Origin of the sequence: Microbacterium paraoxydans (genome assembly GCF_020524545.1) — a bacterium.
GTDB lineage: Bacteria > Actinomycetota > Actinomycetes > Actinomycetales > Microbacteriaceae > Microbacterium > Microbacterium paraoxydans_C.
In genome coordinates, this window is record NZ_JAIVLG010000004.1 from 281,045 (window position 1) to 301,041 (window position 19,997).

A 19,997-nucleotide genomic window follows, 5' to 3' on the forward strand; every position below is an offset into this window, starting at 1 on the left:
AGGTCGGTGCCGGATCCACACGGCGACTCATGGCATAGTCGGGAGCATGTCGACTGACCAGCGATCCCGGCCTTCAGAGATGAGTGCATGGTTGCGCGCGCAGCCCTCGCTCACGGGAGTGGTACCTCCGGGCGAAGTCGTCGAACGTCCCGATGGCCCGGTACCGCTCTTCCGGGACTGGATCACGACGGCGGCCGCCAGGGGAGTGCCGGAGCCGCACGCGATGACACTGGCGACGCTCGACCTCGACGGCATCCCCGATGCCCGGACGCTGATTCTCAAGGACGTGGATGAGCGCGGATGGGCCTTCGCGGGTTCGCGCTCCTCGCGCAAGGCCACCCAGCTCGACGCGCACCCGGTGGCCGCGCTGAACTTCTGGTGGCAGCCCGCCCTGCGTGCCGTGCGTGTCCGCGGACGGACTCACGAGGCACCCGTCGAGGAGAGCGCAGCCGACCTCGCGGCGCGCTCGGCCGAGGCCCGCGCCGGTGTGGCGCCCGGGGAGTGGGTCCTCTGGAGGCTCCTCGCGACCCGCGTCGAATTCTGGCAGGGCGCGCCCGACCGGCACCACACGCGTATCGTCTATGACCGTACCGACGCCGGTTGGCGCATCGAGGAGCAGGCGGGCTGAGCGACCTCTCAGACCTCACCGCACGTCGAGCAGCTCGTCCTCGACATCGGCATCGTGATCCCGGCGCCGTGGACTCTTCACGGGCGCAGGAACTCCCTCGACCTCTTCCCGGTGCTTCACGATCTCCGTGCGGATGATGTATCCGATGAAGACGAACCCCATGAGGGCGAACAGGATCCACTGGATCGCGTAAGACAGGTGCGGGCCGGGATCGTCGGTGGGGGAGTCGAATCCCCCCAAAGACCCGGATCCTGCCGGATCTTCGCTGATCACCCTGCCATAGGCACTGGTGATCACATCGCCCTCGACGTACTCGGCGATCGAGGGCAGGTTGATCGTGGGCACCTGACCCTCGGGGGCGCCGCGCCCTGAGGCGGGAAGCTGCTCGCCCGGGCGCAGGCGCACGGTCACCTCGACCTCGCCCTGCGGCGGCGACGGCACCGAGTCCGGTTCAGCGCCCTCGCCCGGGGGCACCCAGCCGCGGTCGATGATGAAGATGCGCCCGTCGGCATCGCGGAAGGGGACGAGGACTTCGAAGGCACTCGTGCCGCCGTGCGGGCGGTTGCGCACCAGCAGCTGCTGATCGGCCAGATACTCACCCTGCAGCGTGACGGGCCGCCACTCGTCGTCGGGATCGAGCGCACCGTCTTCGCCGATCACCGCGGACAGCGGTACGGGGTCCGCGTCGTAGTTCCGCTCGACGAGCTCGATCTGCGCGGCGCGCGTCTCATTCCGCTCGAACTGCCAGTTCGAGAGGAAGACGCAGGCGATCGCGAAGCCGATCGCGATGAGCACGTACACGGTCCAGCGGGTCAGGCGCTGGCTCATGCGGGAACCCCATCGCGAACGGTCACCGGGAAGTCGCGCGCCGCAAGGTAGTCGCGGAGGAAGTCGACGTGGGCATCGCACGCCAGCCAGATCTTCTCGCGATCTGCGGCATGGATACGGGGATTGCGCCACACTACCTGTCGGGTCGCGGCGCTCCGGCAACCGGCGCGCGAGCACTCGAAGTCGTTCATGGTTCCTTCGGGCCTTCATGGATCGTGAAGATCTGCGGGGCGGACGGCTCGGAGTCGATCGGAGCGGGCTGCGGGGCATCGATCTCCCGCAGCGGAGACTCTGCGGTGGTCTCGGTGCTGTCGCTCCCGGCGTTCGCGAACACCACGGCGATGTACGGCAGGACGGCGGCGGAGATGCCGAACACCCACGTGTACCACCCGTACGGCTGAACCAGCACCATGAGCCCGAAGCACACGATGCGGATCGTCATCGTCAAGGCATAACGGCGCACACGATGGTCTGCCTCATCTCGCGGGGACTGCGGCAGTGAGGTGACGGCCGGGACTTGACGCGCGTTCTTCACGATGCATCCAGCCTACGCCGGTGCAGACCCCTCGGATGCCTTTCGGGGACTCAGCCGGCGAAGATGAACGGCAGGCTGAAGGCCCCGAGGAACAGGAAGCTGATGATCGTGCTGACCAGGACGAACACGCCGACCACGACCACGATGTAGCCGAGGATCAGCCCGGCGATCGCCATTCCCCGGCCACCGATCCCGGGATCGCGTCTGATCTGTCCGAGAGCCATATGGCCGGTGATGACGGCAGCCACCGACGCCAGGAGCGGGATGACCGCCCAGAAGAGCACGATCCCGGCGAGGCCGCAGACCAGCGAGGTGACGGCCAGGGGGCTTGTGGGGCGCGATGCGACGTCGGGGTACACGGGCGCCGCAGGAGGGCCGTAGCCGGGCTGGACCGGTGCCGTTCCCCATCCTGGTTGCGACGGAGCGACGCCGTATCTTGGCTGCGGCGGCGGGGCGTAGCCGACCTGGGGTGGCGGGCCGTAACCGGGCAGCGAGGGCGCTGCGGGGGCGGTTCCGGGGGCCAGCGCGCCGGGGGGCGTGTACAACGGTGCGGGGCCGATGCCGCTCTGCGGGGGCGGAGCGATCGGCGGCGCGGACGGTACGGGCGGTGGCGGCGGACTGACCGGCGCCTCGTCTCCGGAAAAGGGGATTCGGTTGTCGCTCACGAGGAAGCCTTTCGTCGTGCCCAGATTCCCAGCACGCTCGATGTCTGTCAATGCTGTGCGGCGGCCCGCGTCAGCAACATCGGTAGGATCGATGACGGCCCGGAACCCCGCGCCACCGCCCCAGGTCAGGAGTGTCCCCATGAGCACTGAGCGCGTCGTCCTCGTCACCGGCGGCAATCGCGGCATCGGCCGCGCGATCGCGGAGCGCTTCGTGCGCGAGGGCTACCGCGTCGCCGTCACCGCCCGCAGCGGCGAAGGCCCCGAAGGCACGCTCACGGTCCGCGCGGACGTGACCGACGCGGCGGCCATCGATGCCGCGTTCACGGAGGTGGAGCAGCAGCTCGGCCCCATCGAGATCGTCGTCGCGAACGCGGGGATCACGAAGGACACGCTGTTGTTGCGCATGAGCGAGGAAGACTTCGACAGCGTCGTGGCGACCAACCTGGGCGGAACGTTCCGCGTTGTCAAGCGCGCCTCGAAGGGGATGCTCCGGGCACGCTTCGGCCGGATCATCCTGATCTCGAGCGTCGTGGGTCTGTACGGCTCCGCAGGCCAGGCGAACTACTCGGCGTCCAAGAGTGCACTGGTCGGCTTCGCCCGCTCCGTCACGCGTGAGCTCGGTGCGCGCGGCATCACTGCGAACGTCGTCGCTCCCGGTTTCATCGAGACCGACATGACCGCGGAGCTCCCGGAGGAGACGCAGAAGCAGTACAAGGCGAACATCCCGGCTGCTCGTTTCGCCACGCCCGACGAGGTCGCCGGTGTGGTGACGTGGCTCGCCGGTGACGATGCCGGCTACATCTCCGGCGCGGTCATCCCGGTCGACGGTGGTCTCGGGATGGGGCACTGATCCTTCCCTGAACCGTCACCGCGAGATTGCGGCGTTGACGAGCTCACCCAGCCGCTCCGGCACGGAGAACTGCGGCCAGTGGCCGGATCCGATGCGGACGACCTCGGCTGATTCGATCGCGTGGAACTCTTCTGCGAACGGACCCCACTGCTCGATCACTCTCTCGAATGCCTGCTCGTCGAGGTCGCCCATCAGCAGGGTGACCGGCACGCGGTAGCGCGCGGGGTCGCGGAGGGTGATGGCATCCGTCGGCACCCGCGCAGGAACACTGTGCGTGAGCGGCTCCGTCCGAGCGCGAGTCGCGTCGTCGAGATCGTTGACGTCTTCTTCGGGGAAGTGCTCCCATCCCGGGAAGGGGACGACCCCGTCCACGACGTCGAACTCGCTGATCCCGTGTCCGTGTGCGGGTGGAGCGGTGTCGACGAAGATCACACGTCGCACCCGGGCGGGGCGAGCGTCCGCGACGCCCCACGCGACGTTGCCCCCGCCGCTGTGCCCGACGACCACGACCTCACCCTCGGCTGCGTCGACAGCAGAGGTGGCTGCGGCGATCCACTCGGCGATGCCGATCTCGGACGAGGCGGATGCGCTCTCACCGAGTCCGGGCATGCTCAGAGGATGCACCCGATGACCGGCCTTCTCGAGCACCGGGATCACGTCGTCCCAGCTGGATGCGTCGAGCCAGAGTCCGGGAATGAGGATGATGTCCATGAGCCGACGGTAGCGGTGGGCTCGGACAATCGCCAGGAGATCGACTACGGCAGCAGTGCGATGACCTCGGCGAGATCCTGCGGACCGATCACGAGGGGTGCCGCCTCCCGGACTGCCGGCTTCGCGTTGAACGCCAACCCGAGCCCGGCGACCGCCATCATCGCCAGATCGTTGGCGCCGTCACCGATAGCGATCGTCGCGTGAGGTGCCACTCCGAGTTCGGCGGACCACTCCTGGAGGGAGCGCGCCTTCGCCGCCCCGTCGACGATGTCTCCGTCGACGTGGCCGGACAGCGAGCCGTCGACCACCTCGAGTCGGTTCGCCCGCCAGCGGTCCACGCCCAGGTCGGGCGCCACCTGGTCGAGGATCTCATGGAAGCCTCCGGAGACGACGCCAACGACACCGCCGCGGTCGTGGACGGCTGCGGTGAGCTCGCGCACACCGGGGGTTGGTTCGATCCGTGCGCGCACGCGCTCGAACGCCGACACCGGAACGCCCTTCAGCGCGGCGACCCGGGAACGCAGGCTCGTCGCGAAGTCGACCTCGCCGCGCATCGCCGCCTCCGTGGCAGCCTGTACCTCGTCGCGCCGTCCGGCTTCGTCAGCGAGCAGCTCGATCACCTCATTGCGGATCAGGGTGGAATCGGCATCGAGGACGACGAGGAATCGCGCAGCAGTCACTCGTCGAGCCTATCCATCGCCCGGCGGGTCGACGCGCCGCGTGACGTCTTCAGCGTTCGATGAAGACGCCCTTGCCGACCACCGTGATGCCCGATTCCGTCACGGTGAAGCCACGAGCGAGGTCCCTTTCCCGATCGACGCCCACCGTCGCGCCGTCGGCCAGCACCACGTTCTTGTCGAGGATCGCACGATGCACGCGGGCTCCCTGACCCACCTGGACGTGGTCGAACACGACCGAGTCGGTGATCGTCGACCCGCCACCGGCGAGCGTCCACGGTCCGACGACGCTGCGTTCGAGATGGGTCCCCGAGAGCACGGAGCCGAGCGACACGATCGAGTCGATCGCGTTGCCGATGCGCCCGACGGAGTCGCGGACGAACTTCGCCGGAGGTGAGTTGACCGCCTGCGAGTGGATGGGCCACTCCATGTTGTAGAGGTTGAACACCGGCAGGGTCGAGATGAGGTCGCGGTGTGCGTCGAAGAACGAGTCGATGGTTCCGACATCACGCCAGTAGGAGCGGTCACGCGGCGAGGAGCCGGGAACCTCGTTCTGCTTCATGTCGTAGTACCCGGCCTCGCCCCGCTCGACGAAGTAGGGGACGATGTCGCCACCCATGTCGTGCCCGGAGGTGGGCGATTCGCCATCGGCTTCGACGGCCGCGATGAGCGCATCGGCGTCGAAGATGTAGTTGCCCATCGAGGCCAGCACCTCGTGCGGCGAATCCTCCAGACCGGCGATGTCGGTCGGTTTCTCGAGGAACTGCTTGATCCTGCCCGATTCCGCGTCCGCATCGATCACGCCGAACTGCGAGGCGAGAGCGAGCGGCTGGCGGATGCCTGCGACCGTCGCCTTGGCCCCCGACTCGACGTGGGCTTCGAGCATCTGCCGGAAGTCCATGCGGTAGACGTGGTCGGCGCCGATGACCACGACGATGTCGGGCTTCTCGTCGTTGATCAGGTTCATGCTCTGCAGGATCGCGTCGGCGGAGCCGGAGAACCAGCGCTTGCCGAGCCGTTGCTGCGCGGGGACCGAGGCGACATAGGAGTCGAGGAGAGCCGACATGCGCCAGGTCTGCGAGATATGGCGATCGAGGCTGTGGGACTTGTACTGCGTCAGCACCACGATCTGTCGCAGCCCGGAATTGATGAGGTTCGAGATCGCGAAATCGATGAGCCTGTACTGTCCGCCGAACGGCACGGCCGGTTTCGCGCGATCCGCAGTGAGAGGCATGAGTCGCTTGCCCTCGCCGCCGGCGAGGATGATCCCGAAAACCTTCTTTGGAGCGGACATGGCTCCACCATAGATGCGTTCACGGCTGCTGTACTAGCGTTCAGACATGCGAGTCGAAATGATCACGAAGGAGTACCCGCCCGCGATCTACGGCGGTGCCGGCGTGCACGTCGCGGAACTGGTCGCTGCGCTCCGCGAGCACGTCGATGTGCGGGTGCGTGCGTTCGGGGCGCCGCGCGAAGAAGCGGGCACTTTCTCCTACCGCACGCCCACCGAGCTCGCCGATGCCAACCCCGCGCTACAGACGCTGGGGACGGACCTCGAGATCGTGTCCGCCATCGCCGATGCCGACCTGGTGCACAGCCACACCTGGTACGCGAACTTCGCCGGGCACCTCGCCTCTCAACTGCACGGCATCCCGCACGTGCTCACCGCTCACAGCCTCGAGCCACTGCGCCCGTGGAAGGCCGAGCAGCTCGGAGGGGGATACGCCATCTCCAGCGGCATCGAACGCCTCGCCTACGAGGAGGCCGCCGCGGTGATCGCTGTGAGCGCCGGCATGCGGCAGGACATCCTTCGGAGCTATCCCCAGGTGGATCCCGCGAAAGTGCGCGTGATCCACAACGGCATAGACGTCGCGCGCTGGCGGCCGGTGCAGGACCCGGCATTCCTGAGATCGATCGGGATGGATCCTGCACGACCGTCCGTGGTCTTCGTCGGGCGCATCACGCGGCAGAAGGGGCTGCCGTATCTGCTCCGGGCTGCACAGCTCCTCCCGCCCGAGGTGCAGCTCGTGCTGTGCGCCGGGGCACCCGATACGCCGGAGATCATGGCGGAGGTGCAGGAGGGGGTGCGCAACCTCCAGCGAAGCCGCGACGGTGTGATCTGGATCGAGCGCATGCTGCCGCGTGACGAGCTCTCCGCGGTCCTGACCGCGGCGACGACGTTCGTGTGCCCCTCGATCTACGAGCCTCTCGGCATCGTGAACCTCGAAGCGATGGCCTGTGGTGCCGCTGTCGTCGGCACGGCGACAGGGGGGATCCCCGAGGTCGTCGCGGATGGGCGCACGGGTCGGCTCGTGCCGATCGAGCAGATGCAGGACGGTACCGGTACTCCGATCGATCCGGACCGCTACGTGGCGGATCTCGCCGCCGTGCTCGCCGAGGTGGCGATGGATCCGGATCGCGCGCGCGCCTACGGGGAGGCAGGAAGAGAGCGTGCGCGCAGTGAGTTCAGCTGGGCGTCGATCGCGGAGACGACGCGCGCGCTCTACGCGGAGCTGACTGCCTGAGCCGATAGGCTGGGACCATGCCGAGTGCTCTGGAATTCACCGACGTCGTCGTGCGCCGTGAGGGGCGCAACATCATCGATCACGTGACCTGGGAGGTCGACGACGATCAGCGATGGGTGATCCTCGGCCCCAACGGCGCGGGCAAGACGACACTGCTGCAGCTCGCCGACACGCTCATGCACCCGACCTCGGGAACCGTGACCGTCCTCGGGGAGACCCTGGGGCGCACCGATGTGTTCGAGGTGCGTCCGCGCATCGGATTCGCGTCGTCGGCGATGGCCAAGCGCGTTCCTCGTGACGAGACGGTCCTCAACACCGTGCTCACCGCCGCCTACTCGGTGCTCGGCCGCTGGAACGAGGACTACGAGGACATCGACGAGCGTCGTGCCCTCCGCGTTCTCGGCGACTGGCGCCTCGACCACCTGGCAGACCGCACCTTCGGAACTCTGAGCGATGGGGAGCAGAAGCGCGTGCAGATCGCGCGCGCCGTGATGACGGATCCCGAACTGCTGCTGCTCGACGAACCGACGGCATCCCTCGACCTCGGTTCTCGGGAGGAGCTCCTTGCGCTGCTCAGCGGATACGCGTCGTCTCCGACCACTCCGGCGATGCTCATGGTCACCCACCATGTGGAAGAGATTCCCGTGGGGTTCACGCACGTGATGCTGATCCGTGAAGGCTCCGTCGTCGCCGCAGGTCCCATCGCGGAGACGCTGACTGCCGAGGCGCTGACCGATGCGTTCGGCATGCCCATCGTGCTCAGCAGCGAAGACGGCCGCTACGCCGCCCGCGCAGCTGCATGATCAGCGTCTGATAGAATCGACCCTTGGTGCTCTCTGCACCGCAGACTTCCCTCGTCCCTGGCACAATCCAGGGCAGCAACTAAGGAATCCCATGAAGACTGACATTCACCCCGACTACCAGGCAGTCGTGTTCCGCGACCTCGGCTCGGGCGAGACGTTCCTCACCCGCTCGACCGTCACCAGCGACAAGACCATCGAGCTGGACGGTGTGGAGTACCCGGTGATCGACGTCGAGATCTCCTCGGCATCGCACCCGTTCTACACGGGCAAGCAGCGCATCATGGACTCGGCTGGCCGCGTCGAGAAGTTCAACCAGCGCTTCAAGGGCTTCGGCGGCTCGTCCAAGTAACGACTGCCATGAAGAAGGCCCCAGGCTCCTCGGAGCGTGGGGCCTTCTTGCGTTCGGTCGTGCGCGTCGTATCCGGTCGTCAGAGGTCGAGCCGGATCCGGCCGTCCTCGATCGTGTCCGGAGGATCGCCCGGGGATGGTGCCGGGGCCGTCCGCTGCGTCTGACGGTCGCGCTCGATACCCGCCTCATGCGCAGACAGCGACCAGACGGCATCGAACGCACCGCCGAGTCCGCCGCCACCGGTCTCGTACTTCTTCTCGATCGGTATCCGCGAGAACCCGAAGGCGATCGCGACGATCACGGCGGAAAGCAGGAGCAGCAGCACTCCGACCGTCACGATCACGCCCACACCCTGATCCATGTGCTCCAGGGTAAGCGGGGGCGGGGCCGAGGGCATCCGCCTCGAGGGGGAGCCGGTCAGCGCAGACGTCGTCCGTGGGCCAGATCGATCAGGCGCGACAGCACCGGTCCGGTGCGGAGTCCGTTGTGCTCGTGCTCGCTCGTCACCCACAGCTTGACGTCGGGAAGCAGGCGTGCGGTCTCGAGGGAGAACTCCATCGGGACGTAGACGTCGTTGACGTAGACCGCGGCGGCTCCCGTCGCTCCGGATGAGGCGATCGCGTCCGCGTCGTAGATGCTCGGCCACTCGTGCTCCGCGAGCGCGAGGGTGACGTCGCGCCATGGCTGGAAAGCGGGCACCGTCTCGGTCCACTCGCGACGGATGTGCTCGCCGGTGAAAAGCGTCGGGTCGTCGCGGAAGTCGGAGGGCTCGGTGCGCTCAGCCGACCACCGCGTGGCGTGCCCGTCGGCGTAGCTCGACTCGTGGAAGGCGAAGTAGAGCGGGTTGCGGCCGTCGAAGGGCATCGCGTGCATCAGGTCGTACCGGAACGCGTTGGAGGACGGATCACGCTCCAGAATCGACCACACCGTCTGCCAGCCGTCGTCGGTGCCGAGGGCGGATCCCAGGGACCGCAGCCGCGAGCGGGAGACGACTTCTCCGTCGGGCAGGACGATGTCTCCGGCGTCCGCCAGCTCGACGAGGCGCTGCATCGCGTCGCGATGCTCGGGAAAGCGGCGGTAGTAGCGCTCCGAGGCGTCGCGCATCTTGTCGTAGCAGAGCGCGTACACGTCGTCCGGGTGGCGCCCCACCGCGCTGAGGCCGCCGGTGATGAACACGTCTTCGAGCGAGGAAGCATCGGTGGAGAGGTACGCGAGGGTCGTGAAGCCGCCGAACGATTGTCCGAGCACGCTCCAGGTCGTGGCACCCAGGTGCTCGCGCACGGCCTCGCAGTCGCGCACGATCGCATCCGCGCGCAGGTGGGTGAGATGCTCGGCCACGGCCTCCGCGCCGCGTTCCAGGTCGTGGTCTCCGACAGGGGTGGATCGTCCCGTGCCACGCTGATCGAGGAGCACCACCCGATAGTGCGCGAGCGCGTCGTCGAGCCACGCGGGCGAGGTCGACGCGTGGAACGGACGCGGAGCCTCGTGGCCCGGCCCGCCCTGGAGGAAGACCAGATAGGGGAGCGATTCACCACCGGCGCGGGTGACCACCCGGGCGAAGACGTCGATCGTGCGCTGGTCGGACGCGTCATCCCACACGAGGGGGACGGTGAGGGTGTGGTCCTCGATGGTGAGGTCCAGCAGCCGGCGGACGATCGTGTTCATGGTCACATCACGTTCCCGATGTAGGAGTACTTGACGAAGACCTCCGAGGCGATGCCCGACTCCTCGAGTACGCCCTGCACAGCGGTCATCATGTAGTTGGAGTCCCAGCCCATGTAGAGGAAGTGGTCCTCATCGAGCTGGTCCCACTGTCCCTTCCACGCCCTGTCCTGGTAGATCGGTCCGCCGTGTGCGGCGCAATAGCCCAGGGCTGCGTCTCTCGTGTCGGTCCAGGCGCGGCGGAAGACCCGGTTGAACAGGTACTTGACGTCGGGGACCTCCCAGCGCTCACCGCGGTACTCGACATAGTCGAACTCCCGCTCCCAGCCGGTCGGCCAGCCGCGACGCCGCACCGCGTCCAGGATCGGGGTGAGTCCGTCGTCGTCGATCTCCGGAAAAGCGGGGCGCGCCCAGATGCGGACGAGCTCGGACGTGAGGGCGACGGTGCGCTGGGTGATCGACGCCGTGCCCCAGGTGGGGATCTCTGCGAGGTCGCGCGTCGCGGGCACGGCGCTTCGGGCGTAGGCCTCGGCGCGCTTGAGCGGGAAGGAAGCACCGAACACCCGCTCGGCCAACGGCTGCTCGAGCAGGGTCAGGTTGCCGAGGGTCGGCGCGAGCGCCCTGTGGCTGTTCTGCTCGTCTTCGGAGTACTCGCTCCAGGGGCGTTCACCGTCGCCTGACCAGACGTCGCCCGGAACGGTCGGCACGATGTGCTCGATGTCGTACGCGTCGACGTCGTCGACCCCTTCGAGACGCCCGAGGACATAGGCGGGGTGGGGGAGCTCACTGTACTTCAGGACCGCGCTGACCCGCTCGTCGGACGGGGTGATGCGAGCGAAGGCACGTGCGAGTGCGTCTCGTCCGTCGCGACGCGCACGACAGAGGCGCGCGATGAGGCGTTCGGCCGGGAGATTGACCAGCGCCCGACGGAGGTGCAGCGCCTGCAGCCACTCCAGGGTCTCGATGAGTTCCGTGCGGTCGATGCGACCGCGGACGTGGTCGCTGTAGGCGTTCATCACCAACGGGGCAGAAGCGCGGCCGAAGGTGGCGACATAGCCCAGCTGCCGAGCGATCTCCGGGTCCGGATCGAGCGTCGGGTCCAGCAGGATGCCGTAGATCTCTGCGTAGTGCCGCCATTCCTCGGCGTCGGCCTGGAGATGTGCGACGTCGACACGGGGGAACGACTGCCGGAAGGCGCTGTACACGCCGTGCTCGCCGTTCGCGGCGACCTCGCGCCCGGTCACGAGGACGAGATAGTGCCGCCAGAACGCTCCGATCGCCTCTCCCGTGTGGTGTTCGATGGGAATCCAGTAGCGCGCCTCGACGTCGACCTGCTCCGCGTGACTGAGGCCCATCAGGATGTAGTTGTGGATGAGTTCGTGATCGCGCAGGGGCTCGCCGGTCGAGTTGAGGCTCTCGAAGATCTGCTGTGCGTTCGCCTCAGCGCCGAGAGTGATCGAGACGTGCTCGAGACGCTGCAGTCCCCGCCAGATCACGGGGACCTCGTCCGCGTGGACCTGGCTGCGGAAGAAGGCGTAGTTGTCGTCGAAGCGAGACTCCCGATCCGCGTCGTCGCGACGATCGAGTACGACTGACTCGTAGAGCTCAGCCCAGGCGTCGTGGGGGCGCAGCTTGGTGCGTTCCGGATCATCGGAGCGCACCAGCACACGTTCGAGTGACGAGGCGAGCACGGGATCGGTGTCGCGGATGGCATGATGCAGAGCGGCCACGAGGAGCATGAGCGTCGTGATGCGCTGCTGGCCGTCGATGAGGATGAGGTCGGGCTCCGCCGATGCGCCGTCCTGCGCGGAGAGGATCGACCCGATGAAGTGACGGTGCGCGTCGTCCTCCCGCGCGACGGCACGGATATCGGAGAGGAGCCGTTCGCAGCCGCCGATGTCCCACCGGTATTGGCGCTGATAGACGGGAACCACGATGGTCGACGTATCTGCCGCGAGCCATTCGATCGTGTTGACTGCTGTCGCCTCGACGTTGGTCGCGGTGCTCATGCTGGTGTCTCGTCCTCCCGTGGCGACGGATGCCGAGACTTCGCCTGGCACCACGAACAGTCTATTCGGTTATGCACGGCCGACCTCCGAAGGGGGCGGAGGCTTCGCTGTTAGGCTTGCCTTATCAGGGCCTGTTAAAACGTGCTGGCCCCCGATGAAAGGAACATGACTCGATCATGGGTTACATCAAGTCCGCTGCCCTCGAGGACAAGGGATTCGTCGTCCTCGACAGCTACAACCAGGAGCTCGACCCCAAGGAGTGGCTCGACATCGAGTACAACGACTGGAAGTCGTCGGGCGACACCCGGTTCGCTCCGCTTGCGAGCGCTTTCGGTGACATCGAGTGCAACGGTTTCTGGAACCACAAGCCGCCGCGCACCGACAAGGACGGCGTCTGGATCGACTCGCAGATCGAGAAGGCCCCGAACCTGACGCGTCGCGCGCAGGAGCCCGGTGCCAACGTCGGCCGCTGCCGCGTGATCGAGCTGCAGCCGACGCCCTACGGCGACTGCCTCTACAACCTGCACCAGGACGACAACAACCGTCTGAACCCCGACGGCACGGGCTGGGTCGTGCGCGGGTTCTTCAACCTGACGGACGACAAGGACAGCTACTTCGTCCTTCGTGAGAACCGCACCGACCCGAGCATCGAGTACCGCATCGCCCTCCCGGCAGGTGCGCAGCTCATCGTCGACACGCAGCGTCTGTGGCACGCGGCGACGCACAACGGCAGCGAGCCGCGCTACTGCCTCATCACGTCGTGGACCTCGGGTCCCGAGCTCGACGCCTACATCGAGAAGTACCACGGCACCGACGACGTGCCCAACTACGAGGTCGACCAGGAGACCCTCGAGTTCGGATACGCCGAGCAGGCGCGCAAGGACGCCGCTCGGGCGGCGTACTACGCCGCGAAGGGCCAGCAGGTGAAGCAGGCTATGAGCGAGGCCTGATCTCGTCAGACTCCGGACCGAGTGAGGTCCGAAGGCCCCGGTCCCTGTGGCCGGGGCCTTCGTCGTGAATGACATGCTTGTGATTTCGGGCGAACTCGGCGAGAATGGGCGCACAACCGCATATTCTCGCCACTTCGTGGTTCAGGTCGTTGGGGAAGACGCACCTGATGAAACGGAGAGATCATGGCGACGGCTTACGCACGCGGAGTGGTGTTCATCCACTCCGCGCCTCGCGCGCTCTGCCCGCACCTCGAATGGGCGGTGGGTCGCGCTATCGGGCGTGCAGTGAACTTCGATTGGACCGAGCAGCCCGTACTGGACGGCGCGCGCCGCGCCGAGTTCTACTGGGACGGTCCCGTCGGCACCGGAGCTGCCCTCGCCACGTCGATCCGCGGCTGGGAGCATCTCCGCTTCGAGGTCACCGAGGACCCGACCCCTCGCAGTGACGGCGGGCGCTGGCTGCACACGCCGGATCTCGGGATCCACTACGCGCAGACCGACGCGGCCGGGAACATCGTCATCGGTGAAGACCGTATCCGCTACGCGATGGAGATCGCCGCGGGGAGCGCAGTGGAACTGCAGCGAGAACTCGACATCGCGCTCGGGTCTGCCTGGGACGAGGAGCTCGAGCCCTTCCGGCACGCGAGCGACGACGCGAGGGTCGTGTGGCTCCACAAGGTCGGATAGTTCCGACGCCAGAGACCGGGGGCGGGGAGGCGTGAGTATCGGATGCCGGTGAATCATCCCGGACGCTGAGAAGACGTATCCCCACCCCGCACGATGAGGACCCCGCCCCGGAAAGGGAGGCGGGGTCCTCGTCGTCCGGATCAGATCACGGCAATGTGCTCGAGCTCGTCGGTGCGGGCGGCCGTCCCCTCGCGCACATCGTCCCAGGCCTGAGCCAGTCGTGTCATCGCCTCGGCCGCGCGGTCGGGCGGAAGAGTGATGGGCAGGCGCAGCCGTCGCTCCAGAACGCCTCCCGTGGTGAATCGTGGGCCCGGCGGCAGGATCAGCTGCCGTTCGCGCGCGGCGAGCGAGAGGGCGGTGGAGAGCGGGCCGCCGATGTCGACCCAGGCCGAGAGTCCGCCCGGTGTCCGCGGCATGCGCCAGCCGGGGATGCCGGCGACTCCTGCTTCGACGGCGGCGCGTCCTGCTCGCAGACGTCGGCGTACGTGAGCGGTGAGGGCGGGCATCTCGGCGAGCAACTCCATCGCGATGCACTGCTCGAGCAGCGCGGTGCCGAGTTCGAAGGAGGGGCGCACCGCGAGCAGCCGCGCGATGACGGAACGTTCGGCGCGGATCCATCCGATCCGCATGCCTCCCCAGGCGATCTTCGACATAGATCCGACGGTGATGACATTGGGTCCGCTTGCGGCCATGGGTGTGGGGGACCACCCCCGGTCGATGTCGAGTTCGGTGGTCGTCTCGTCGACGATCAGGTGGGTACCGACGTTTCGCGAGGTCGTCACGACGCGCTGCCGGTCCTCGTCCGGGAGGGTGGCTCCGGTGGGGTTGTGGAAGTCGGGGATCAGGTAGGCGACGTGAGGGCGCGCGCTCAGCAGCGTCTCGTTCAGGTGCCGGGTATCCCATCCGTCGACGTCGACCGGTGTGGGAACCAGGCGGTACCCGTGGCGGTGCAGCGCCTCGAGGGCGTGGGGGAAGGTCGGCTGCTCGACGAGCGCTCTCTCGCTCCGTCGGCCGATCGCCGTCAGGATCAGGTTGACCGCGTTGAGAGCACCGGAGGTGATGATGATCTCCTCCGCCGCCGTCGGTGCTCCGCGCTCGCGGAACCGCTGCGCGACGGCGTCCCGGAGTTCCGGCAGTCCCTGGAGCGAGTACCCGCTCGTGCTGCGTAGTGCGGCCAGTCGGGGAAGCGAACGCACGGTGGCGTCATAGAGCCCTGGCGTGGAGTCCATGGACGCGATGGAGAGGTCGATGGCCGTATCGTCAGAGTCGACGCCGGGGGCCGCGTGATCGTGGGGCAGGGCGACGCGCGTGCTGCCCCCGTGCAGACGGGTGACGTAGCCGTCGCCCTCCAGCAGGCCGTATGCGCGGGTGATGGTCGAGCGCGACCGATGTAGCTCCCGTGCGAGGGCGCGTTCGCTGGGCAGGCGTTCACCGACCGTCAACCGGCCGTCGAGAACCAGCGCACGGATGCGATTGGCGAGCACGGTCGCAGCGACACCGGCCACGTTGTGTGCTCCGAGCTGTTCGACGAGTCGCGATCCCATGTCTCCAGCATGACGCAAACTGGACTCGTATAGGCAGGCCACTTGTCGCCAGTGGCCTCCGCGTCCCACGGCGTCGGCACGCCAGAGTGGAAGCATGCTCCTCCGTGCCGTCCTGCTCCCCATCCAGGCTTCCTCCCGCAGGGACCTCGTCGAGCGTCTCGTTCAACTCGTCTTCGGCCTGTTCCTCTACGGGGTCGCGCTCGGATTCATGGTCCGCGGCGGTATCGGGGTGGCGCCGTGGGATGTCCTGGCGCTCGGTCTGTCCGGTCGAACCGGCGTCGGCTACGGCGCCATGACCGTGCTCGTCTCGATCGTGGTCTTGTTGCTGTGGATCCCGTTGCGTCAGCGTGTGGGGCTCGGGACTCTGTTGAACGCGCTCCTGGTGGGGCCGAGCGCCGACCTCGCGCTGCTGCTGATCCCGGAACCTTCCTCGGTATGGATCGGGGCCCCGATGTTCATCTTCGGGCTGGTGCTGTTGGCGTTCGCGACGGGTCTTTACATCGCTGCCGACTTCGGCCCCGGTCCGCGCGATGGGCTGATGACCGGTCTGGTTCGGCGCACCGGGTGGGCCGTCTGGTTCGTGCGCACCGTGATAGAAGGCAGCGTCCTGGTGATCGGGTTCGTCCTCGGAGGGCCTGTGGGCGTCGGTACGGTGCTCTTCGCGTTCGGGGTCGGTCCGTTGATTGGGGTGTTCCTCCCGCATCTCACTCGAAGGCGCGAGGCCCGTTCGCGGCGACTCGGGGCGCTGCGACCGGTCTGAGCGATGCGAGCGGTCTGAGCGATCCGCCCGGCATCGAGGTGCGCTCGAGACGTGCATGATCGGCGCACGTCTGCGTCACCGGTAGCCGCGAGACGACCATCCGCCGGATTCCCACGTATGCGTGAAGAGAGGCCCTCCGGGATCCCGGAGGGCCTCTCGCTACAGGGCGGCGTCAGTCGGCGCTGGCGACGACGAGAACCGCGTTGTGTCCGCCGAAGCCGAACGAGTTGCTGATGGCGATCTGCGGACCGTCGCCGAGCGCCGTCGGTGCGCCCGAGAGGCGGAACGGCACGGCGGGGTCCGGCTCGGTCATGTTGATCGTCGGCGGTGCGACACGGTCGCGGAGCGCGAGGATCGAGAAGATGGCCTCCAGCGCGCCGGTGCCGCCGAGCAGGTGACCGGTGGATGCCTTCGTGGCGGAGACGGGGATCTCATCGATGCGGTCTCCGAAGACCTTCTTGAGCGCGACGTACTCGTTGGGGTCGCCGACCGGGGTCGACGTTGCGTGCGCGTTGATGTGCGTCACCTGGTCGGCGGTGATGCCCGCCTCTTCGAGCGCCTGCGTGACGGCACGGGCTGCGCCGTTGCCCTCAGGGTCGTTGCCGGTGATGTGGTACGCGTCGGCCGTGACTCCGCCGCCCAGAACGTAGCCGTAGATCTTGGCGCCGCGAGCCTTGGCATGCTCTTCGGTCTCGAGGATCAGCGCGGCGGCGCCTTCGCCCATGACGAAGCCGTCACGGTCGATCGCGCCGGGGCGCGAGGCATGGGCCGGGTCGTCGTTCCGGCGCGACAATGCCTGCGCCGAGGCGAAGGAGGCCATCGTGATGGGGTGGATCGCCGACTCGGTACCACCGGCGATCACGACATCGGCGAGACCGTCCTGCAGGTGGTGGTACGCGTGGATGATGGACTCGGTGCTCGAGGCGCACGCGCTCACCACGGTCTGCGCGTAGGCGCGGGCCTCGAACTGCAGGGAGAGGTTGCCGGCGGCCGCATTGGGCATGAGCATCGGCACCGTGAGGGGCATGACCCGACGGGGACCCTTCTCGCGCAGCGTGTCCCAGGCATCGAGGAGGGTCCAGAGACCGCCGATGCCGGTGGCGAAGTCGATACCGAGTCGCTCGGGGGCGACCTCGGGGGTGCCCGCATCCGCCCACGCCTCGCGTGCCGCGATCAGTGCGAACTGCGAGGACGGGTCGAGGCGCTTCGCCTCATGGCGGGGGAGAACCTCTTCCGGGCGGACGATCGCCTCGGCGGCGAAGGTGACGGGCAGCTCATACTGCTGGACCCAGTCGTGTTCGAGCGTGCGGGTGCCGGACATGCCGGCCAGCAGGTTCGTCCAGTTCTCCGGGGCCGTTCCGCCGATGGCGGAGGTGGCGCCGATGCCGGTGACGACGATGCGCTTGGTCATGGGGTGTGGTTCCTTGTCGAAACGAAGTCGAACGGGGGGAGGGCAAGGCGGAGGATGCCACTCCCCGCGAGGTGCGGGGGTGGCATCCTGCCGGGATTACTCCTGGCCCGCGACGATGAAGTTGACGGCGTCGCCGACGGTCTTGAGGTTCTTGACCTCGTCGTCGGGGATGGTGACACCGAACTTCTCTTCGGCGTTGACGACGATGGTCATCATCGAGATGGAGTCGATGTCGAGGTCGTCGGTGAACGACTTCTCCAGCGCGACCTCGGAGGCGTTGATGCCGGTCTCGTCGGTGATGAGCTCTGCGAGGCCCGCGAGGACCTCATCGTTGGTGAAAGCCATGTGGTCTTCCTCTTTCTTACGGGTTGTATTCGGAACCGTGGAACAGTCTAGGGAAGTTCAGCGCATTCTCAGGGAAGGACGACGACCTGCGCGGCGAACACCAGTCCTGCTCCGAAGCCGATCTGCAGGGCGAGTCCGCCGGAAAGCTCGGGATGCTCGGCCATCAACCGGTGGCTCGCGAGCGGGATGGACGCGGCCGACGTGTTGCCCGTGGTCTCGATGTCGCGGGCGATCACCGTCGTCTCGGGGAGCTTCAGCTGCTTGGCGAATTCGTCGATGATGCGCATATTGGCCTGATGCGGGATGAACGCCGCGATGTCCGCGGGCTCCACACCCGCCTTGTCGAGCGCCTCGCGGGCGACCTTGGCCATCTCCCACACCGCCCAGCGGAAGACGGTCTGCCCCTCCTGGCGGAGCGTCGGCCACGGTACCTCACCGTCGCGGAACTCCGTCAGGGTCGCATTCATGCCCACGGCATCCGCCTTGGAGCCGTCGGAGCCCCACACCGCCGGCGCGATGCCGGGGGTGTCGCTCGGGCCGATCAGTGCCGCGCCCGCGCCATCCCCGAGCAGGAAGGAGATGCTGCGGTCAGCGGGATCGACGATGTCGGAGAGCTTCTCGGTGCCGATCACGAGCGCGTAGCGCGCCGCGCCGGCCTTGATCAGGGCATCGGCCTGGGCGACCGCGTAGGCGTACCCCGCGCAGGCGGCGTTGATGTCGTAGGCTGCGGCGGGGTTGGCTCCCACCCGGTCGGCGACGATCGCCGAGACGGACGGCGTCTGCTTCGGGTTGCTGATGGTCGCCACGATCACCAGGTCGACCTGATCGGCTGGCACACCGGACTTCTCGATCGCCTCCGCTGCCGCCGCGGTCGCGAGGTCGATCGCATCCGTGCTCTTGTCGGCGCGTACACGGGTGATGATCCCGGTGCGCTGGCGGATCCACTCGTCGCTGGAGTCGATCGGGCCGATCAGATCGTCGTTCGGCACGGCGTTCTCGCCTCGGGCGGCACCGTACGAGTAGATGCGCGTGTATGCCGGTCCGGTCACCTGGGCGAGCGTGGCGCTCATGCGGCTTCTCCGTTCAGCAGCGCGACGGCTGCATCGAGGTCTTCGGGGGTCTTGACAGCGACAGTCGGCACGCCCCGGAGGCCGCGCTTGGCGAGGCCGACGAGTGCGCCCGCGGGGGCGAGCTCGATGACTCCGGTGACACCGGCGTCTGCGAAGGACTGCATGCACAGATCCCAGCGCACCGGCGACGAGACCTGGTCGACCAGGAAGCTCAACGCCTGGGCGCCATCGGCGACGATGGAGCCATCGCGGTTGGTCCAGAGCGTGATGTCAGGGTTCGCAGGAGTGACGTCGTCGACCGCGTCGCGGAGGACGGAGACGGCGGAGGCCATGTATCGCGTGTGGAATGCGCCGGCGACTTGCAGCGGAACGACACGGGTTCCCTTGAGGGGTTTCTCGGCGAGAGCGGCGAGAGCCGGAAGCGCGCCGGCGACGACGATCTGTCCTCCACCGTTGTAGTTCGCGGGGGAGAGGTCGAGTTCGGCGAGCCGCGCCAAGAGGGCGTCCTCGTCACCACCGAGCACTGCGCTCATGCCGGTCTGCTCGTGCGCTGCAGCATCGGCCATCGCGCGGCCGCGGATACCGACGAGGCGCATACCGGTTTCGGCGTCGAGGACGTTGCTGCCGACGAGCGCGGCGATCTCACCGACGGAGTGCCCGGCGATGCCATCGGCGCGCCGGCCCGCCTTCTGCGCGAGGGCATCACCGGCGAGCAGGGAGGCTGCGACGATCAGGGGCTGCGCGATGCGCGTGTCGCGGATCGTGTCGGCGTCGGAGACCGTGCCGTGTTCGCGAAGATCGATCTCTGCAGCGTCTGAGTACGCGGCGAGGCGCTCAGCCGCTCCGTCGAGCTCGAGCCAAGGAGCGAGGAAACCGGGGGTCTGCGAGCCCTGACCTGGGCATACGACGACAATCACCCACCCAGTCTGCCAACGATCGCGGCAGCGTGGTGGATGATCCATCACAAGATTCCGAAGAACGCTTGTGT

The 19,997-nt window shown here is 67.6% G+C and carries 23 protein-coding genes; 8 read left to right on the forward strand and 15 right to left on the reverse strand.

Annotation, left to right across the window (positions count from 1 at the left end):
* Positions 1-79: 79 nt before the first annotated feature.
* Positions 80-628, forward strand: coding sequence for a pyridoxine/pyridoxamine 5'-phosphate oxidase (locus LC041_RS10470; RefSeq protein ID WP_226533040.1), 549 nt, complete (start codon positions 80-82; stop codon positions 626-628).
* Between the two features lie 15 nt (positions 629-643).
* Here LC041_RS10470 and LC041_RS10475 read toward each other — a convergent pair whose 3' ends face one another.
* The 4 genes from LC041_RS10475 to LC041_RS10490 are packed head-to-tail and all read right to left on the reverse strand — an operon-like array spanning position 644 to position 2,656.
* On the reverse strand, positions 644-1,456 hold the full coding sequence (locus LC041_RS10475) for an SURF1 family cytochrome oxidase biogenesis protein (RefSeq protein ID WP_226533041.1): 813 nt from the start codon (positions 1,454-1,456) through the stop codon (positions 644-646).
* A complete protein-coding gene (locus tag LC041_RS10480; RefSeq protein WP_047520029.1) occupies positions 1,453-1,647 on the reverse strand; it encodes a hypothetical protein in 195 nt (64 codons plus the stop codon). Before LC041_RS10480 ends, LC041_RS10475 begins: the two co-directional genes overlap by 4 nt.
* Positions 1,644-1,991 carry a DUF3099 domain-containing protein gene (locus LC041_RS10485; protein WP_226533042.1) on the reverse strand — a complete coding sequence of 116 codons (348 nt, stop codon included), beginning with the start codon at positions 1,989-1,991 and terminating at the stop codon, positions 1,644-1,646. Before LC041_RS10485 ends, LC041_RS10480 begins: the two co-directional genes overlap by 4 nt.
* Before the next feature lie 50 nt (positions 1,992-2,041).
* Positions 2,042-2,656, reverse strand: coding sequence for a DUF4190 domain-containing protein (locus LC041_RS10490; protein WP_226533043.1), 615 nt, complete (start codon positions 2,654-2,656; stop codon positions 2,042-2,044).
* A gap of 139 nt (positions 2,657-2,795) precedes the next feature.
* Here LC041_RS10490 and LC041_RS10495 point away from each other — a divergent pair, with 139 nt between their 5' ends.
* Positions 2,796-3,506, forward strand: a complete 711-nt coding sequence (locus tag LC041_RS10495) for a beta-ketoacyl-ACP reductase (RefSeq protein WP_226533044.1) — start codon at positions 2,796-2,798, stop codon at positions 3,504-3,506.
* 15 nt (positions 3,507-3,521) lie between these two features.
* On the opposite strand, the gene LC041_RS10500 is transcribed toward LC041_RS10495, so the two are convergent.
* Genes LC041_RS10500 through LC041_RS10510 form a run of 3 tightly spaced genes read right to left on the reverse strand, consistent with a single transcriptional unit; the run spans position 3,522 to position 6,188 of the window.
* Complete coding sequence (locus LC041_RS10500) at positions 3,522-4,217, reverse strand: alpha/beta fold hydrolase (RefSeq protein WP_226533045.1); 696 nt, start codon at positions 4,215-4,217, stop codon at positions 3,522-3,524.
* Positions 4,218-4,261: 44 nt separating this feature from the next.
* Positions 4,262-4,897 (reverse strand): phosphoserine phosphatase SerB, encoded by a 636-nt coding sequence (serB, locus tag LC041_RS10505; RefSeq protein ID WP_226533046.1) that lies wholly within the window; start codon positions 4,895-4,897, stop codon positions 4,262-4,264.
* 49 nt (positions 4,898-4,946) lie between these two features.
* Positions 4,947-6,188: a glucose-1-phosphate adenylyltransferase gene (locus tag LC041_RS10510; protein WP_226533047.1), complete on the reverse strand. Its 1,242-nt coding sequence runs from the start codon at positions 6,186-6,188 to the stop codon at positions 4,947-4,949.
* Positions 6,189-6,234: 46 nt separating this feature from the next.
* On the opposite strand from LC041_RS10510, the gene glgA reads away from it, so the two are divergent.
* From glgA to LC041_RS10525, 3 genes are all read left to right on the forward strand, one after another.
* On the forward strand, positions 6,235-7,419 hold the full coding sequence (glgA, locus tag LC041_RS10515; protein ID WP_226533048.1) for a glycogen synthase: 1,185 nt from the start codon (positions 6,235-6,237) through the stop codon (positions 7,417-7,419).
* Between the two features lie 17 nt (positions 7,420-7,436).
* Positions 7,437-8,222, forward strand: a complete 786-nt coding sequence (locus LC041_RS10520; RefSeq protein WP_226533049.1) for an ABC transporter ATP-binding protein — start codon at positions 7,437-7,439, stop codon at positions 8,220-8,222.
* Positions 8,223-8,313: 91 nt separating this feature from the next.
* Positions 8,314-8,571 carry a type B 50S ribosomal protein L31 gene (locus tag LC041_RS10525; protein WP_047520045.1) on the forward strand — a complete coding sequence of 86 codons (258 nt, stop codon included), beginning with the start codon at positions 8,314-8,316 and terminating at the stop codon, positions 8,569-8,571.
* 79 nt (positions 8,572-8,650) lie between these two features.
* Here LC041_RS10525 and LC041_RS10530 read toward each other — a convergent pair whose 3' ends face one another.
* The 3 genes from LC041_RS10530 to LC041_RS10540 are packed head-to-tail and all read right to left on the reverse strand — an operon-like array spanning position 8,651 to position 12,293.
* The gene (locus LC041_RS10530) at positions 8,651-8,932 is read right to left on the reverse strand and encodes a hypothetical protein (protein WP_226533050.1); all 282 of its coding nucleotides are present in this window, start codon (positions 8,930-8,932) and stop codon (positions 8,651-8,653) included.
* A gap of 56 nt (positions 8,933-8,988) precedes the next feature.
* Positions 8,989-10,242: an alpha/beta fold hydrolase gene (locus LC041_RS10535; RefSeq protein WP_374197665.1), complete on the reverse strand. Its 1,254-nt coding sequence runs from the start codon at positions 10,240-10,242 to the stop codon at positions 8,989-8,991.
* Positions 10,239-12,293 (reverse strand): DUF262 domain-containing protein, encoded by a 2,055-nt coding sequence (locus LC041_RS10540; RefSeq protein ID WP_226533052.1) that lies wholly within the window; start codon positions 12,291-12,293, stop codon positions 10,239-10,241. The genes LC041_RS10535 and LC041_RS10540 overlap by 4 nt, the downstream gene beginning before the upstream one ends.
* Before the next feature lie 125 nt (positions 12,294-12,418).
* Here LC041_RS10540 and LC041_RS10545 point away from each other — a divergent pair, with 125 nt between their 5' ends.
* Together LC041_RS10545 and LC041_RS10550 are read left to right on the forward strand one after the other, a co-directional pair.
* Positions 12,419-13,192 carry a hypothetical protein gene (locus LC041_RS10545; protein WP_226533053.1) on the forward strand — a complete coding sequence of 258 codons (774 nt, stop codon included), beginning with the start codon at positions 12,419-12,421 and terminating at the stop codon, positions 13,190-13,192.
* Positions 13,193-13,375: 183 nt separating this feature from the next.
* Positions 13,376-13,879: a DUF3145 domain-containing protein gene (locus LC041_RS10550; RefSeq protein WP_017830431.1), complete on the forward strand. Its 504-nt coding sequence runs from the start codon at positions 13,376-13,378 to the stop codon at positions 13,877-13,879.
* Positions 13,880-14,019: 140 nt separating this feature from the next.
* Here LC041_RS10550 and yczR read toward each other — a convergent pair whose 3' ends face one another.
* Entirely contained in the window at positions 14,020-15,423 is a 1,404-nt protein-coding gene (yczR, locus tag LC041_RS10555) for a MocR-like transcription factor YczR (protein WP_226533054.1), read from the reverse strand.
* A 94-nt stretch (positions 15,424-15,517) separates the two neighbouring features.
* On the opposite strand from yczR, the gene yczE reads away from it, so the two are divergent.
* Complete coding sequence (yczE, locus tag LC041_RS10560; protein WP_226533055.1) at positions 15,518-16,183, forward strand: membrane protein YczE; 666 nt, start codon at positions 15,518-15,520, stop codon at positions 16,181-16,183.
* 172 nt (positions 16,184-16,355) lie between these two features.
* On the opposite strand, the gene LC041_RS10565 is transcribed toward yczE, so the two are convergent.
* The 4 genes from LC041_RS10565 to LC041_RS10580 form a co-directional block, all read right to left on the reverse strand.
* On the reverse strand, positions 16,356-17,594 hold the full coding sequence (locus LC041_RS10565; protein WP_131491155.1) for a beta-ketoacyl-[acyl-carrier-protein] synthase family protein: 1,239 nt from the start codon (positions 17,592-17,594) through the stop codon (positions 16,356-16,358).
* A gap of 96 nt (positions 17,595-17,690) precedes the next feature.
* On the reverse strand, positions 17,691-17,939 hold the full coding sequence (locus tag LC041_RS10570; RefSeq protein ID WP_017202249.1) for an acyl carrier protein: 249 nt from the start codon (positions 17,937-17,939) through the stop codon (positions 17,691-17,693).
* Positions 17,940-18,007: 68 nt separating this feature from the next.
* A complete protein-coding gene (locus LC041_RS10575) occupies positions 18,008-19,009 on the reverse strand; it encodes a beta-ketoacyl-ACP synthase III (protein ID WP_226533056.1) in 1,002 nt (333 codons plus the stop codon).
* The gene (locus LC041_RS10580) at positions 19,006-19,926 is read right to left on the reverse strand and encodes an ACP S-malonyltransferase (RefSeq protein ID WP_226533057.1); all 921 of its coding nucleotides are present in this window, start codon (positions 19,924-19,926) and stop codon (positions 19,006-19,008) included. The genes LC041_RS10575 and LC041_RS10580 overlap by 4 nt, the downstream gene beginning before the upstream one ends.
* Positions 19,927-19,997 lie beyond the last annotated feature (71 nt).

Coding starts and splice junctions, on each gene's coding strand:
- LC041_RS10565 (WP_131491155.1), bottom strand. CDS start 17,594: ATGACCAAGCGCATCGTCGTCACCGGCATCGGCGCCACCTCCGCCATC.
- LC041_RS10500 (WP_226533045.1), bottom strand. CDS start 4,217: ATGGACATCATCCTCATTCCCGGACTCTGGCTCGACGCATCCAGCTGG.
- LC041_RS10570 (WP_017202249.1), bottom strand. CDS start 17,939: ATGGCTTTCACCAACGATGAGGTCCTCGCGGGCCTCGCAGAGCTCATC.
- LC041_RS10575 (WP_226533056.1), bottom strand. CDS start 19,009: ATGAGCGCCACGCTCGCCCAGGTGACCGGACCGGCATACACGCGCATC.
- LC041_RS10495 (WP_226533044.1), top strand. CDS start 2,796: ATGAGCACTGAGCGCGTCGTCCTCGTCACCGGCGGCAATCGCGGCATC.
- LC041_RS10530 (WP_226533050.1), bottom strand. CDS start 8,932: ATGGATCAGGGTGTGGGCGTGATCGTGACGGTCGGAGTGCTGCTGCTC.
- glgA (WP_226533048.1), top strand. CDS start 6,235: ATGCGAGTCGAAATGATCACGAAGGAGTACCCGCCCGCGATCTACGGC.
- yczE (WP_226533055.1), top strand. CDS start 15,518: ATGCTCCTCCGTGCCGTCCTGCTCCCCATCCAGGCTTCCTCCCGCAGG.
- yczR (WP_226533054.1), bottom strand. CDS start 15,423: ATGGGATCGCGACTCGTCGAACAGCTCGGAGCACACAACGTGGCCGGT.
- LC041_RS10545 (WP_226533053.1), top strand. CDS start 12,419: ATGGGTTACATCAAGTCCGCTGCCCTCGAGGACAAGGGATTCGTCGTC.
- LC041_RS10550 (WP_017830431.1), top strand. CDS start 13,376: ATGGCGACGGCTTACGCACGCGGAGTGGTGTTCATCCACTCCGCGCCT.
- LC041_RS10470 (WP_226533040.1), top strand. CDS start 80: ATGAGTGCATGGTTGCGCGCGCAGCCCTCGCTCACGGGAGTGGTACCT.
- LC041_RS10520 (WP_226533049.1), top strand. CDS start 7,437: ATGCCGAGTGCTCTGGAATTCACCGACGTCGTCGTGCGCCGTGAGGGG.
- LC041_RS10525 (WP_047520045.1), top strand. CDS start 8,314: ATGAAGACTGACATTCACCCCGACTACCAGGCAGTCGTGTTCCGCGAC.
- LC041_RS10475 (WP_226533041.1), bottom strand. CDS start 1,456: ATGAGCCAGCGCCTGACCCGCTGGACCGTGTACGTGCTCATCGCGATC.
- LC041_RS10480 (WP_047520029.1), bottom strand. CDS start 1,647: ATGAACGACTTCGAGTGCTCGCGCGCCGGTTGCCGGAGCGCCGCGACC.
- LC041_RS10510 (WP_226533047.1), bottom strand. CDS start 6,188: ATGTCCGCTCCAAAGAAGGTTTTCGGGATCATCCTCGCCGGCGGCGAG.